Origin of the sequence: Neorickettsia sennetsu str. Miyayama, assembly GCF_000013165.1 — a bacterium.
Lineage (GTDB): Bacteria > Pseudomonadota > Alphaproteobacteria > Rickettsiales > Anaplasmataceae > Neorickettsia > Neorickettsia sennetsu.
Genome location: NC_007798.1, coordinates 60709 through 74488, shown reverse-complemented (window position 1 = coordinate 74488; position 13780 = coordinate 60709). Strand labels below are relative to the sequence as shown.

The window sequence follows — 13780 nt, the reverse complement described above, 5'->3', positions numbered from 1 at the left end:
CTAGCATGGCAAAACATGAATATCTCCTTTATTATGATGTGAAATATAATAAGCAATTTACCTCAATAACAACGCATCAAAATGCACGTTGGTAAAAGGTTGCATCTAAACGGTATAAAGTGGTCTAGGCTTATTTTTGACAATACATGCCAACAGTGAAATAAATAGAGTTGGCCTTACTATTCAAGGTTAGGTGATTTAATCAACTGCAACAAAGTGGCCTTATCCAAGCTAACATGGATTAGCATATTGCTCGGGCACGTTCTACTGTGCGATTCATTTCTTTTGTCCGTCTCCATAAGGACAAGAAAAAAGGATAAATATCCAAGTAAATTATGCGCTTCTGGGTAAAGTTCAGAAAACGCATTATAAGAACTTGATTAATGGTGAGTAGAATTTTACCTCAAAAAGGAACTTATTATTGGGTTCGACATAGAGTAGCTACACGCTTTACTCTAACTTATTTGCTAGCGCTATGCGGCGCACATTGCAGATTATAGAAAAAGCTAAATGTTTCCACTCAGTATTTAATTTCTTAAAATACGAAAAAAACTGGATAAAAGCTCCTTAGCTTCATCCTCCATAAGGCCTTCATATATTATTGGTACATGAAAATAAGTTCCCGTACCAAGACAGCCATTTGAAATGGCACCACGTTTTTCGTCATACGCGGCAAAACAAAGTGTACCGACCCTGCTTAAAGACATCGCATACATACACATCGGACATGGCTCCAACGTTACATACAGTTCGAAATCCACAAGAAACTTTACACCCAGCCTTTGGATTGCTTCTCTTATAACAAACATTTCGGCATGCGCTGTAGGATCAGAATCTCGAAAAACACGATTACCAGATGAGGCAATAACAGCACCCTGCCTAACTAGGACCGCCCCAACAGGCACTTCACAATCAGACTGACGAGCAACACTCATTGCTAGCTCCATGAACTTCTTATCCATTCTGTGCGCGACGCCTTTCGAGTTCCTCAAGTAAAACTTTGTTTACCAAATGGGGACTTGCATTCCCGTTGCTTTTCTTAATCACTTGCCCAACCAAAAAGGCAAGCATTTTCTCTTTACCCATGAAATACTCTCCAAGCTTCGTAGGATTTTCATCTAATACCTCTTTTACATACCCGAGAATAACCTTATCGTCCGTGACTTGTCGTAAGCTCTCGCGTTCCACAATTTCTTTCGGCGAACCCATACCTTCAAAGCTTTTTCGTAGCACTTCTTTTGCCGTTCGCTCTGATATTTCCGCGCTATGCACAAGTCTCAGAAGTTCATCCATCAAAGCTGGAGTCACAGGACTTTCCACGATTTTGATACCACGCTTGTTAAGCAAACCGAAGAGCTCAACAGTGATCCATCTAGCAGCAAGTTTTGGCTGATGACCAAGTTCCAAAAGGGCATCAAAATATCGCGAGGCATTAACATTCGAAACAAGCACGTTCGCATCATATGGAGATAAGTTAAGCTCTCTCACATATCTATTTTCTCTCTCGTCGGGTAACTCAGGCATCGAAGCCTTAATATCCTCTACATACTTTTCCTCCAAAACAAGAGGAAGCAAGTCAGGATCCGCAAAATAACGGTATTCGGTTGCAGATTCCTTGGATCTTGTGGCAATAGTACTTAGAGTGTCCACATCAAAAAGTTTTGTTTCGACCACAATCGTGCCACCACTTTCAAGAACTTCTACTTGTCTTTTAGCTTCATGTTCTATCGCCTGAGCCAGGCTTTTAGTCGAGTTGAGATTTTTTATCTCACATCTTGTACCCAGCCCCGACTCACCTCCCCTTCGAACCGAAACGTTTGCATCACAGCGAAGCTCACCTTTTTCCATGTTAGCGTTCGAAGCACAAACATACTGCAGAATAAGCTTCAACTTGTCCACATAAGCGACTGCCTCAGCAGGAGATGATATATCGGGCTCTGAGACTATCTCCATCAATGGGATTCCGGCCCTATTAAGGTCTATATATGTTTTGCCAGGTGCGAGGTTATGTATGCTTTTGCCTGCATCCTGTTCGATGTGTATGCGATTTATCCTAATGACTTTATCAGGATTTCTTATTCGCACACACCCACCAGTTATGATCGGATAGCTATTTTGGGTAATCTGGTAACCATGCGGGAGATCTGGATAAAAGTAGTGTTTCCTCTCGAATACCGAGTATAAATTAATCTTCCCTCCAAGACCTAAACCAGCTCTAATAGCTTTCTCAACACAGTTAAAATTCAAAACTGGCAGGACTCCTGGCATTGCAGCATCAAAAAGAGTCACTGCCGTATTAGGCCCCTTAGTAGAATCACATGGAGCATCGGAGAATAATTTATTTTTGGAGAGAATCTGTGCATGTACCTCCAGTCCGATAACAACCTCCCATCGAGCAGTCTTTCCATCTATATAATACATGACCTCAAACGACCTCCCAGTGGATCATTCTATGCAAACCACGACCAAAGGTACACCCCCTTTCACCTTATGAATGTATAAAATGCAGGTATTACGTCCAGTAATAAATCTCCGATGCATGAATAGCTCAACATTAAGAACATTACAAAAAGAAAAGGAGAACTCTCCGATAACAGCAGATACGGAGTGTCGCTTTCACTTCTACGTGAAGATTACAAAACAAGTACACCACTTACAGGAACATAGCCCATCCACCAACACAAGGAAAATTGTTTTTATCCATACAATGCAAACACGCCGAAAAAATACACTCAATTTCGAAACGTCGTTAGAATGACCAAATGGACCTCTGTTCCTATTGTTTGAGTATTACCAAATGAGGGGAACTACAGGTAGCACATAATCACCAACAAAATATTCAACTGTTATGCCCTAAACCCTCAACAATTTGAACAGCCGCACAATAATATGCAAGATTTTAATCAATTATTTCAACTATTACTCATACAGCCAATAGCTCCACTTACATCTGTCGCTCCATTCCAGATACCTGAATTCAAAAGGCAAAAAATGAACAACCACTGAGGTGATTCACACTTCCTCATTAGAACAACTCTAGATCAAATATAAAAACTTCGTAAAGATGCTACGTCAAACAAACAAAGGCTTATAGGAGTAAATAAAAGGGTTTGACTTTAGTATGATTCTGCTAAAACCCAGCATGCATTAATTAAACTCTCAATTTAGGTTCGTTAGCTTTAACAGGACTATCTAGAACGCGGCATACCACCATATCTTACTTAACCTTCCTATTGATTCTTCTACTCTATCTATTTGGAATGCAATGCTATTCAACTTACACGCGATTTGTAGTATACTATACACTCATATAGTATGCATTAGCATGATGATATCACGCTAATATAGCAAAACTGAACAACTTTCTCCTATCCTTAGAACAGTGACAACTTTACTGCTATGCTTGCACATCCCCCAGCGAACACCAATTTAAGTCGCGTGTCTATCTCTTTAGTTACCTTGCAGTGCGTGTGCTCTGCTATCTCGATTGGATGTATCATAAGTATTTTGCTACGCAACAAAAGTTCTCATGTGGAGCATTCACTCATTTTACTTCTCTCCATCATCTCCTCAATATTCAGCATCCTACAGTACAGCATACAACTGAACCACCTTAATAAGATGATCGAAGAACATTCAACAGGCAATATTCAGCTGCCAGACAAAGCAAGCACAAAAACAGACGTATCATCAGCCAACAACGCGGATCAGTCATTGGTTAGTGGTTTAACTTGGAACTATGCACATATGGACTTAACCAACAATGTAAGCCTAGACTCATGTATACGAGGAGGTAACTTTACAGAGACAGAACTGTCCGACTTTCTGGCCTTCAATCAAACTATTGAAAGCAGTTACGACACTTGCATGATGGAGCATTTCCTTCGAGATGGAAATAGATTATTGACTTCAAGTAGAAACTCACTTTTTAGTGGCACTACTGAGGAAGAATACGCTCCTACAGAATCCAGCCCTCAGAGCAAAGAAACGTACAAGTGCATGGTCTGTAGTGACCATATTCCGAGAAAGTTAACCTTGATCACTGATTATTTGCCTAGAGAAGTAAATGAGCATTCACTGCGGAGCAGTGTTATTGTAGAGCAATGCAGAACAGTCAAAGACTCCTCTTCTGTGCCAAACATTGTGCAAGGACGACGTTTATAGCTGCCTTACTATATTGGTTGATTCGCGCTTACCTAAACCGTGCGCACGAAATTGGTTGTAGTGTCCGATACGTCAATCTGCACACTAATGTATAGACAAATGGTTTAATCAAGTCAGGTAAAGACACTACGACGCCTGACACACAGTTAACACATTTTTATTACGCCCTGGCCCTGGCTTTAATAAGCTTTGGAAACATCTCCTTATCCGGCAGTTCAAGTAATAAGGATCGTTCGTACTGTTAACACCAATAAGCAACGTAAGTTCAGGTTAAACGGACACGAGTGATCTGTTGTTCTATCCAGACTAACCACATCACATTTGATTCTTCAAATGGGCAGCACTTCTTGCTTTCACAGCACACAAGAACAGCTGGAATAGCACTAAAGCACCTACCTCACCTAGTAAAGTTTCTAGGATCTTCTCAGTGATTCTCCTCTAAAAAGGATAAACCAACGCTGCTGAAAAGAAATTACTAAAAACTATCAAGACCGAAATTAATTAAAGTATACTAAGACTTCCCAGTACTAGGTTTTCTAGCGTCCCTTAACAGTACCATGGCAGAATGAACGTGTCTTCCACTCCATTGCCATTCGAACGTGGTAGCTCCTCCCGAGAAAGGCTGATGGCCCATATATTTCTAGAACCGGAGAGCTAAATTCTACTGCGCTGCATTCGCGTGAGCCTGTTTTATGAAGTTCACTAAAAGGTTGCTAACTGTAAATGGTATCTAATCTTAGGAAATCAATTTTCAAGACACCTAAAATATTGAAAGCTACTCCACAGCAAGCACCACAAACCTAAAAAAACAGCTGGGATAGGGTAATCTTATAATAAGTAAAAGTTGACAAATTTAATAATAGTATCATATACTTGTTCTTAGCTTCTTCACCACGCATGGTGTTTTATTTATCGTTATGGGACGTTTTTTATCTACTGTCTTTAAACCGGTTTCTCGTTCTGCGCAAAAGTTGAGGCGGGCTATTTTACATCCAAGTTCATCAAAGGCTGTTATCACCATAGCTGCTCTGTGGACTTGTATCCTTCTAGCGTACTGTATTCTACAAGTGCCTCGATATGGGCGGATCAGGTCGTTCGGTGAATCCCTTTCTACCATTTTGCTTCCCGTCATCGGCGTAACTATTTTTTCCATTTTTACGCTAAGAGGCCTTCCTTCAATTAGCAAAAAGGATACCGCTATTGCAAAGAGCGTGTCGGAGCTTTACGCTCAGGGTGGCTACCAACAATTGCATTCTGCCGCTACCGAACTGAAGGAGATCAAAAAACCTTCTCTGCAGCTCGTTGCTACTTGCGCAGTTTCTTTTTGTGTTGCGCTCACGCTAGTAGGCGTTTTTCTTGGAGCTACGGGTGGGACAAAGGCATGCAATTTTTTTATCTTCCTAGAAGCATCGCTCGTGATCGCAGCTTGCGCTGGCGTCGTTGGATTTTTAATGCTACATCACCAGTCCAGGGTTGCTACAGCATTGTCTAACCTTTCAGAAGGGCAGGTCGATGTGATCGTGGATGCCGTTCGTCTTGAGCAAATAGCTACTAAAGCTAGCACGCATCGTCGGATGTAGTTTCATACGGCTCAATAGGCTGCCGTACATTGCATTCGCTTGGTCTCTGTTTCAAAGTCTTGTCTTGGGTGCTAGGCAGAGTATCTTGCCTGGCACGACGTTGGTAGGTCTCATCAGGCTCCACCATCTGGTGGGTAGGCGTGCAGATTTTCAAACTACAAGTGCAGTAGAATACGTAGGTCGTCTCCTTTACATAACCCGCACAGGTGTTGTTGTATAGAGTCCGTACCGCGAGCCCCTATACTTCGTAATTAGAATAAGAAATAAGCACCTTGAATCTTGCACATAAGTTTTTTAGATCCATTACCTCACTTTAACCATCCGATAACGAGAAATCCTCAGAACACGCAATTCAGGCAAGATAGTGAAGTACGCTCATACAGCATACATACACAACCACTCTCTAATAGTGAGAACCCCACCGGAACATACTCTACATGCTGTTAATACTCAGGAACGTGTCCTATATCACAATCTAGATGCGGAAATTGCCTTTATCTCACTCAAAATTACATCCACATAATTATTTTAAAGATCTACTTTTATTAGAATAGGATCTATGATGAAAATATGCTAATTTATTGACATGAGATAAAGAAAATAGTTAGTATTTAAATAATTATTTACATTTTCATCAGCTATCTTTATGAGTAACGGTTCAGAGACTTCTCATTCCAGAAGCAACACAGTAAGACGCGGAGCACGCAGGCTCGTCGCTGGAGTTGGATTTTATGCTGCATATACAGGGCTCGTACTTCTTTGGGCAATATTCGTAGTGGCGTATACTGCTTTGCAATTTCTCGATCAAAAAGACTGGAGCATCATATGCGGAGGTGACGGAGCGGTAGCACGTGGTATGCTTGCTGCAGCTGCTCTGCTTGTGTGCTTGGCCACGCTTTTGTTTGCATCTCAATCTAAAATGCACCCAGATCTTTGCCGTAAGAAGGTAGAATCCCTCTGTCAAAGCAAGCCGGATCTGGAAGATGTATTGATAGAGGCAGACGGAGCTAGAACAGGGAATGGAGCTAAGGTTGTGCTTAGTGTCGCAACGGTACTGGCAGCCATTGCAGTAGTACTATACCCGGCGATGTTTAAATTCGCTGGAGTTAGTAATAATAATCTTTATTCTCGTGTGGGTGAGGTACTTGCTCTTGTTCTTGCTATATCCGCACTGCTTGCTTTGACGCTTGTAGCAGTAAAAACTGATAGAGCTGCCTCTGTGATGTGGGCAGCGCGTGACATTGCAGCCCAGCCAGGGCCACAGCCAGATTCAAAACTACTCTCTGGTAATCAAGGGGTGTCCGTGACCGAAGAAGGATCAATGAGAGAAGATGAGTCTCTGCTGCTTTTCTCTTGAGATTGGTACAGAAGTAAAGCAGACTCGCTTTTAGCCCAAAGGCAATCTTTACTGGGCTACGTATTTTTTCTTAACCACTACGGATATTTATCCTTCCGTAGTGGTTTCGTTGAGTTGAGCTTGGTTTATTATCTTTTTGTTATGCTTTTTTGAGTATAGTAAAGCCACGATAAAGGTTTTACAACTTATGCAAAAAAGCGATGTCGATTTACTCAAAAAGGGATTACTGGATAAAAGGACCATTGCTGTGTTTTCCGTTATGGCATGCGTTTCCGCATTCGCGGTTGGAGAGCACATATTTTTAAGATTCCCTTGGAAAACCAACACCATAGTGCATGGCCAATGTGTTTGGCTTTATCTCTTCCCTCCGATACTTGCGGTAGCTTCCATAGGTGCATTTAAGCTCTTCCAATTGGTAGAACCAACCTCGACGCTTCGTGCAGCAGTGCAAGAAATACTCGATAATGAAAAACAGAACGTCACACTGTGCCCTACCTATGAAAAGAGAACAATAGTAAAAAAAGTAGATGAGGCAGCATACGCTTTAGAGAAATCATTTAAACCAAGAGCAGAAGAGGCACTTGTTATCTCTGCTGTACTCTCGGTTGCCTGTATTACAGTCGCAGGCTGTTTGGATAAGACAACACACCCTGTAAAAATGAAAACCCTGGCAATGGTTGAATCTGCCTTGTTCGCTAGCACTCTTGCTAGCCTACTTGTTCTATGGGTTATTTTGTATTTCATTGGTGCAGGAAAGAATTTACAATCCAATCAACCTCAAGGAAGGAAAAGAATTTATGAGCTCACAGAAGGACTCCAACTCACAGAGGATCCGTTATCTTTGAGCACCTCATCTAGGCTTGTATGAGGTGGGTACTCTATCTTACGTTTATAGAACTTCTTGCACATACACACTAAGCGCGATTACTAGAATACAGTATGTCACTCAGAACATGCACGCCTGACAGATAGCAAGAAGACCTTCTTTATGACAGTATGGATAATCTTAATGGAAAGGAAAACCTCTCAGGTTTCATAAAAACGAGGTGAACTGTTTAGTCACTTTCCACATGTTGTGCCCACTCATAGGTGGGCAGTTCATCAAAAATAATATTGTCTGCTGAAAATAGAACTCTATGAACTTCTTGTAGATAACGGAAAAAGTTACTATAGTCCGCCATACCCTATTTTGGCAACAAAGACTAGAACTCTCTCCTATTGAACCTTAAGGACTTTGAAGCGTGCAACGGTCCAGCATAATCTATAAGTCTAAAAGAAGAATTCTTTAGTCTTAGGTTTCATATCTTTATATAATACCAACAGGGGTTTTCTGCTGTTAGATAATGCGATGTCCACAAAACTGACAATCTTGGCAAAAATAGTACACAAAATGCATATATTGGACATTTCGTTACAACAACAATTTCAATCCAAGAGTATAGTTCCAATGAAAAATCAGAGAATATACCCAAATCGGCTGAGTTCAGTTAATAGGTCATATGTTTCACGCACATAACAGCACCCAACATAGCTTAATGCGTTTTAATCAACCTCAAAACAGGGTAAAACTTAGTTACACTGCGGGTTCGCAAGGCAAAATGAAATTGCCAGCGAAGGCTTACCATTCCTTAGACGTAAAAAATGAATCTTGATACATAAAATCCAATTTGAATTATCTTTTTAACTCACAATATATTGAATAGCCGAACTTCTTTCGGAATCAATCTTCTCAACTTTCTCTAACTCAAAAGCATGTGTCACTTGATCCTTGTATAGAAGTGATGCTGTGATCATGAGAATCGAACTGAATGAAATAACTAGCAACGTGCTTTGTAACGCGGTTAAGCAGGCTGCATGCATATTATGCAATAGACCACTTACAGAAAAACCCTCTAGAACGATAAACATAGCCATAGGGACAATAAAAAAAACTGTTCCAACAATAAGGACCGCATTACAAAAAGAGAAATGAGGTCGGATAACCGCTGATATCTCCTCAATCGAATCACATCTTTCAAACCTGTTATAATAAAGAGATTCTTTGATACGTTCCTTTAGCTCATGTACTTTTTTTCTGCAGACCGAGTTACAGGAAAGACTGAGATCAAACGCTGCCACCCTCATTAGTGAAAGAACGAAAAGAAAAAGGCAGGGACCCAATAGGTAAGATATACGCAAATTCAGAGAGGAAATCTTTTTTAAGGCAGCGATTCGTTCGATAGCAATGTGCGCTGCTATTATTCCCAGCCAAACAAAACCAAGAAATGCAAACTGAAGATTAGTCTGCCAGTTAAATACACATCTAGGTATCTCAGTAGACAGCTCTTGCCAAACAAGTTTCTTACTTGAATGGCATCCACCTCCCGTTTGCTTGTAACTATCCATGATGTAAAAGGTAGCAGCCCTTTCTGGACTAATTTTTTTAGCTCGAGTATATCCACAGTTTTGAAGCCCATCCGGTAAACTTACTTGGATACTATTTCTTGAGTTTCCTATCATATTTTTAGCAGTCACATAGTGCATACGACTGCGTATATATATTTTTAAATTAAAAGAACACTAAATGCTAAAAAAATAATATTTCTTAAAAAGTATTGAATTTTATTTCGATTATATCGCTGGAAAATTCAACTCTCAAAGAGAACAGAGAATAGAAAAACAAACCAAGAAAACTAAAAAGAGCTTCAGGGTCGTTGATTTCACAACATATGAATTTTCAACAACCCGCTCCAATCACGTAGATATGCTTTAGTAAAAGCAACAGAGGCATACACAATCGCGCACTTCTGAATCAAGTCATGAAAAGCGCATGAGGTAAGACACGAAAAAACCCCTCCGAACGAGAATACAATTCGTCAAAATATATCACCTGAGCATGAGAGCGTACGTACCACTGAAAAAATCCGCCAGTCTACAGCCAGGGAATACATCCCATAAACAAACGTACGAGTGCAAAACTCACTAATCCCTACAGATTCCCCCTGCAGCCCCCTCTGCTTCAGAAGAGGCAAGCTTACAGCTGGGGCCGTGCACTATACACCGTTGCCCGTCTACTTCTTCGTCACGAGGAGAGTCGCCCCTCCCCTCAACTCCCATTACACTGCACATGTGGAATACATAAGGTATAGTGAACAAGGCAATTAGGGCAAGCATGCACCACCGAAGAGCCATTATCGTGTCACCACGCTGATTATCTATCACGGCCTCGGCTATGCCCAGGGCTAAACCTCCAACCACCATCACGATACCGGCAACACACGCTGCAAGAAGAGTCCTGTCTTGCCAATGTCTACTGCGCAAAGCTCGTATAAAACTCATATCAACACCCCCAACATTACTTTTGAAGGAGCAATAATTTCCGCATTATGCTCCAAAACACTTATGCTATTTGCTAGCCTCATTTCTCCTATTCGTTATATAAGATACCAAGTTAGCAAATAACTTCATCTATAGGCTAACAAAAATTAAATTAATTTGCAATATCCATGATATAATCCAATGACACTGCATAAAACACTTCTTTTGCCAGCTTTGACCTACTTTGCAGAAAGCGACGCTTTCACTAAGTAACGCCTTCTAACTTCATCTGAACAATCAGGATCTGCGATTATTTGTGTCATGTTCGCGGGTACACAGCTATCGGTATTTTCTAGGATTTTCTTCCATTCCCCCCTACCTTCTCCAGGATCTTCCACAGCATCGAGTACGTTGACTTCTTTAGACCCAAATTCATCTCGTGACAAACCAGAGGACAAACTTTCAGCATCTCCTCATATGAATTGTCGAGCTACATTCCTTACACCATATGTAAATCTGTATACGGCTTACCCACCTACAGGAGTCCCTTCTTCATCAAGTATAGCAGCTACCTTAAATCCACTACTTACACACTGACCATCCGAAGTAGATACATCATACATCCTGACATTGGCGCTTTCCCTTATGCGACCAACATTACGCGTAACCTGAAAAGTACGTTCAGATAATATCGTTGCAGGAGCACGACGGGGAGGAATTGCACCGAGACCACACAAACATCGTACTATTAAGAGCACTAAAAGAGGGAATAAAAGCGCACACTCTACAACAGCAAGTAGCCGCTTTGTTCTTAAGGATAAGTCTGATTTGTGGTCCAAGACTGCGGTAATGCAAATAAGTACTAAAGAAAGCACAAAGCACATGTAGAAAGAGCAAACTTCCAAAAGTACCCTTCTACCCCGACTTTGCTCATTATGGTCTGCTTCGCTTGCGCAAATATCAGCACAATTAAATTCAGATAGTCCGAGTATCAAAGTAAGAGTCAGAAGGAAGCCAACTCACTGAAGATATACAAAACACCACCAGCTTTTTGTTACGATCCCATCATCCATCCAAGGTATCCTTTTTGCTATCTGAACAGCAAGAATAGCCGCAGAGCTCAGAAAAAGAAAAACAGATGCAGTGCGTATAACCCACCCAGAGAATTTTTTGGTATGAGATGACTCATAACCTTCTGGATTCGGTGTCACAAACACTTTCTTTAGTAAATTTCAATTCAAGCACCAACACAGCCCATGACACACTCTACAACCCTACAGAATCTCGCCACACACTACTAAATAACTCCACAGCCAAAAAGTAAGGTGCGGTCCATAGACTGAGCTATAAGGTTGTGTGCGTACGCTAATATGAGTCTACATATAAACGCAACTATTCTCTTAATTTTGACTCATCCTATAGTAAAGCGCCTCAGTTAGATGAGCTTTTTTCACCTCATCCGAACCATCAAGGTCTGCTATAGTGCGTGCCACCTTCAGTATACGGTCGTGACCACGTAGGGAAATATAACCTTTCTCAAAAGTAGCCTTTAGGAACTCCCTTGTTTCATTATCAAGTGAAACATGTTCGGCAAGCGCGTGATTGTCCATGTGACAGTTCAAACTGAACTTCACTTTATTGTACCTTTCATATTGCTTGTTTCGCGCGGCAATAACTCTCTTTCTGATTAAAGCAGACGATTCTCCATCCTGCGATTCAAAAAACTGATTCTTGTTTATCGGTTCCATATTCACAAAGATATCTATCCTATCGAGAAAAGGACCTGAAATCGTTTTCATGTACTCCAGTCCGCATTTCTTCGAATTTTTACACTCCTTTTCCGGAAGATAGCCCAAATAGCCACATCTACAGGGATTCATAGCGCCTATCAACTGAAAAGACGCAGGGTAAGTCAATTTCATATTTGCACGAGATATTGTTACCTCACCTGTTTCCAGCACCTGTCTGAGTGTATCTAATACATGACTAGAAAACTCAGCCATTTCATCCAGAAAAAGTACTCCATTGTGTGCAAGTGTCACCTCACCTGGTTTTGGTACTGCACCACCACCGATCATTGCTGCAGCTGAAGCTGATTGATGTGGCTCTCGAAAGGGACGTTTTCTATAAATCTTATTTGTAAACTCCCCAGAGACACTGATAATCGTATTCACTTCCATGATCTCCTTGGGCAAAAGGGGTGGCATGATGCCGACGATTCTCTTCGCAAGCATCGATTTACCAGTACCGGGAGGTCCACGCATAAGCATGTGATGTCCACCTGCGGCAGCTATTTCGATTGCCCGCTTTGCAATTTTTTGCCCTTTAACATCCTTCATATCAGGATAGGAATCTTCCTCCAGCACAAAGGTATCGCAAATCTTTTTGGGTGTAGATTTCCCCATTAAAAATGATGTCAATTCATTTAGTGAGGCGATCGGTAGAAGCTTCTTATTCTTAGAAATACGTGCTTCTATCCTATTCTCCCATGGACAAACTAGCCACAGATTGCGTTCTTTAGCATAAATAGCCGCTGGAAGGACTCCCGCAACACCCTTTACCGAAGCATCTAGGGACAATTCACCAAGTACGACAAACTCTGAAAAATTTCTGTTAACAAAATTACTATCCAACAACTGAATTACACCAAGCGCTATTGGAAGATCATAGTGTGTCCCTATTTTTGTCAAACCTGCTGGGGAAAGATTAACTGTTATTCTCTTTTTAGGTAAGGACAAACCTATATGGAGGAGTGCCGCCCTTATTCTTTCCTTAGACTCACTGATTGATTTATCAGGCAAACCAACAATGTTAAAACATGGCAGTCCAGGTGATATAGCAACTTGAACTCCTATTTTGACTAGACTAAGCCCCTGAATTGAAATTGTATGAATCTCCGTAAACAAAAATCGTACCTACCAGAAGGTAATATTTACTTATTTATGTTAGAGTTTCCTTTATCATAATCCGATTCTGTTGTTTAGGCTTGTAGGTTCTTGAAATAGAAAATAGAAAAGCGTAGACTTAGTGTCTGAATTGGCTTTTATTAAACAGCATCTGTATTCGGGTGCATGTTTGGAATCGGTAACGCCCAGCGTCCTTATTGACTGCATGTGAAAAGCGTGTTAGTCAGTGCCTTTGGTTGGACCGGCCTTACGTCACTTTGTAAGCGTGTGGGTTTGGCTGTGTTCTTTCTTTTCTCTATTTTTCTTTGGGCTACGATTTGTCTTGTTTTCTTTGCAATACTTACACTATTAGGTCGATCCATGACACTACTGAAAGATTTACACCACTCTACCGTGAGCGAACCGTTAGCAGGAGAAGCATCGCCGGTAGAAAAACACAAAAGTGATACACCGATAAAAAGAAATACTTTGAAGCT

The 13780-nt window shown here is 41.1% G+C and carries 11 protein-coding genes; 4 read left to right on the top strand and 7 right to left on the bottom strand.

Going from position 1 to position 13780, the window contains the following annotated elements; all coding sequences use genetic code 11:
* Positions 1-527 precede the first annotated feature (527 nt).
* A complete protein-coding gene (locus NSE_RS00365) occupies positions 528-962 on the bottom strand; it encodes a nucleoside deaminase (protein WP_011451492.1) in 435 nt (144 codons plus the stop codon).
* Positions 955-2421, bottom strand: coding sequence for an Asp-tRNA(Asn)/Glu-tRNA(Gln) amidotransferase subunit GatB (gene gatB, locus NSE_RS00360; protein WP_011451491.1), 1467 nt, complete (start codon positions 2419-2421; stop codon positions 955-957). Before gatB ends, NSE_RS00365 begins: the two co-directional genes overlap by 8 nt.
* A gap of 978 nt (positions 2422-3399) precedes the next feature.
* On the opposite strand from gatB, the gene NSE_RS00355 reads away from it, so the two are divergent.
* From NSE_RS00355 to NSE_RS00340, 4 genes are all read left to right on the top strand, one after another.
* Entirely contained in the window at positions 3400-4164 is a 765-nt protein-coding gene (locus tag NSE_RS00355; RefSeq protein WP_011451490.1) for a hypothetical protein, read from the top strand.
* 917 nt (positions 4165-5081) lie between these two features.
* Positions 5082-5744 carry a hypothetical protein gene (locus NSE_RS00350; protein ID WP_011451487.1) on the top strand — a complete coding sequence of 221 codons (663 nt, stop codon included), beginning with the start codon at positions 5082-5084 and terminating at the stop codon, positions 5742-5744.
* 646 nt (positions 5745-6390) lie between these two features.
* A complete protein-coding gene (locus NSE_RS00345) occupies positions 6391-7101 on the top strand; it encodes a hypothetical protein (RefSeq protein WP_011451485.1) in 711 nt (236 codons plus the stop codon).
* A 187-nt stretch (positions 7102-7288) separates the two neighbouring features.
* Positions 7289-7969 carry a hypothetical protein gene (locus tag NSE_RS00340; protein ID WP_041917459.1) on the top strand — a complete coding sequence of 227 codons (681 nt, stop codon included), beginning with the start codon at positions 7289-7291 and terminating at the stop codon, positions 7967-7969.
* Between the two features lie 812 nt (positions 7970-8781).
* Here NSE_RS00340 and NSE_RS00335 read toward each other — a convergent pair.
* The 5 genes from NSE_RS00335 to NSE_RS00310 form a co-directional block, all read right to left on the bottom strand.
* Entirely contained in the window at positions 8782-9624 is an 843-nt protein-coding gene (locus NSE_RS00335; protein WP_011451480.1) for a hypothetical protein, read from the bottom strand.
* A 438-nt stretch (positions 9625-10062) separates the two neighbouring features.
* On the bottom strand, positions 10063-10419 hold the full coding sequence (locus NSE_RS00330; RefSeq protein ID WP_011451479.1) for a hypothetical protein: 357 nt from the start codon (positions 10417-10419) through the stop codon (positions 10063-10065).
* Positions 10420-10637: 218 nt separating this feature from the next.
* Positions 10638-10844 (bottom strand): hypothetical protein, encoded by a 207-nt coding sequence (locus NSE_RS00325; RefSeq protein ID WP_227028962.1) that lies wholly within the window; start codon positions 10842-10844, stop codon positions 10638-10640.
* An 81-nt stretch (positions 10845-10925) separates the two neighbouring features.
* Entirely contained in the window at positions 10926-11393 is a 468-nt protein-coding gene (locus NSE_RS00320) for a hypothetical protein (protein ID WP_011451477.1), read from the bottom strand.
* Between the two features lie 405 nt (positions 11394-11798).
* Entirely contained in the window at positions 11799-13304 is a 1506-nt protein-coding gene (locus NSE_RS00310) for a YifB family Mg chelatase-like AAA ATPase (RefSeq protein WP_011451475.1), read from the bottom strand.
* Positions 13305-13780: the final 476 nt, after the last annotated feature.

Bases quoted from the DNA above. Each gene is read 5' to 3' on its own strand.
- NSE_RS00330 (WP_011451479.1), bottom strand. From the start codon at position 10,419: ATGAGTTTTATACGAGCTTTGCGCAGTAGACATTGGCAAGACAGGACT.
- NSE_RS00340 (WP_041917459.1), top strand. From the start codon at position 7,289: ATGCAAAAAAGCGATGTCGATTTACTCAAAAAGGGATTACTGGATAAA.
- gatB (WP_011451491.1), bottom strand. From the start codon at position 2,421: ATGTATTATATAGATGGAAAGACTGCTCGATGGGAGGTTGTTATCGGA.
- NSE_RS00355 (WP_011451490.1), top strand. From the start codon at position 3,400: ATGCTTGCACATCCCCCAGCGAACACCAATTTAAGTCGCGTGTCTATC.
- NSE_RS00350 (WP_011451487.1), top strand. From the start codon at position 5,082: ATGGGACGTTTTTTATCTACTGTCTTTAAACCGGTTTCTCGTTCTGCG.
- NSE_RS00345 (WP_011451485.1), top strand. From the start codon at position 6,391: ATGAGTAACGGTTCAGAGACTTCTCATTCCAGAAGCAACACAGTAAGA.
- NSE_RS00335 (WP_011451480.1), bottom strand. From the start codon at position 9,624: ATGCACTATGTGACTGCTAAAAATATGATAGGAAACTCAAGAAATAGT.
- NSE_RS00365 (WP_011451492.1), bottom strand. From the start codon at position 962: ATGGATAAGAAGTTCATGGAGCTAGCAATGAGTGTTGCTCGTCAGTCT.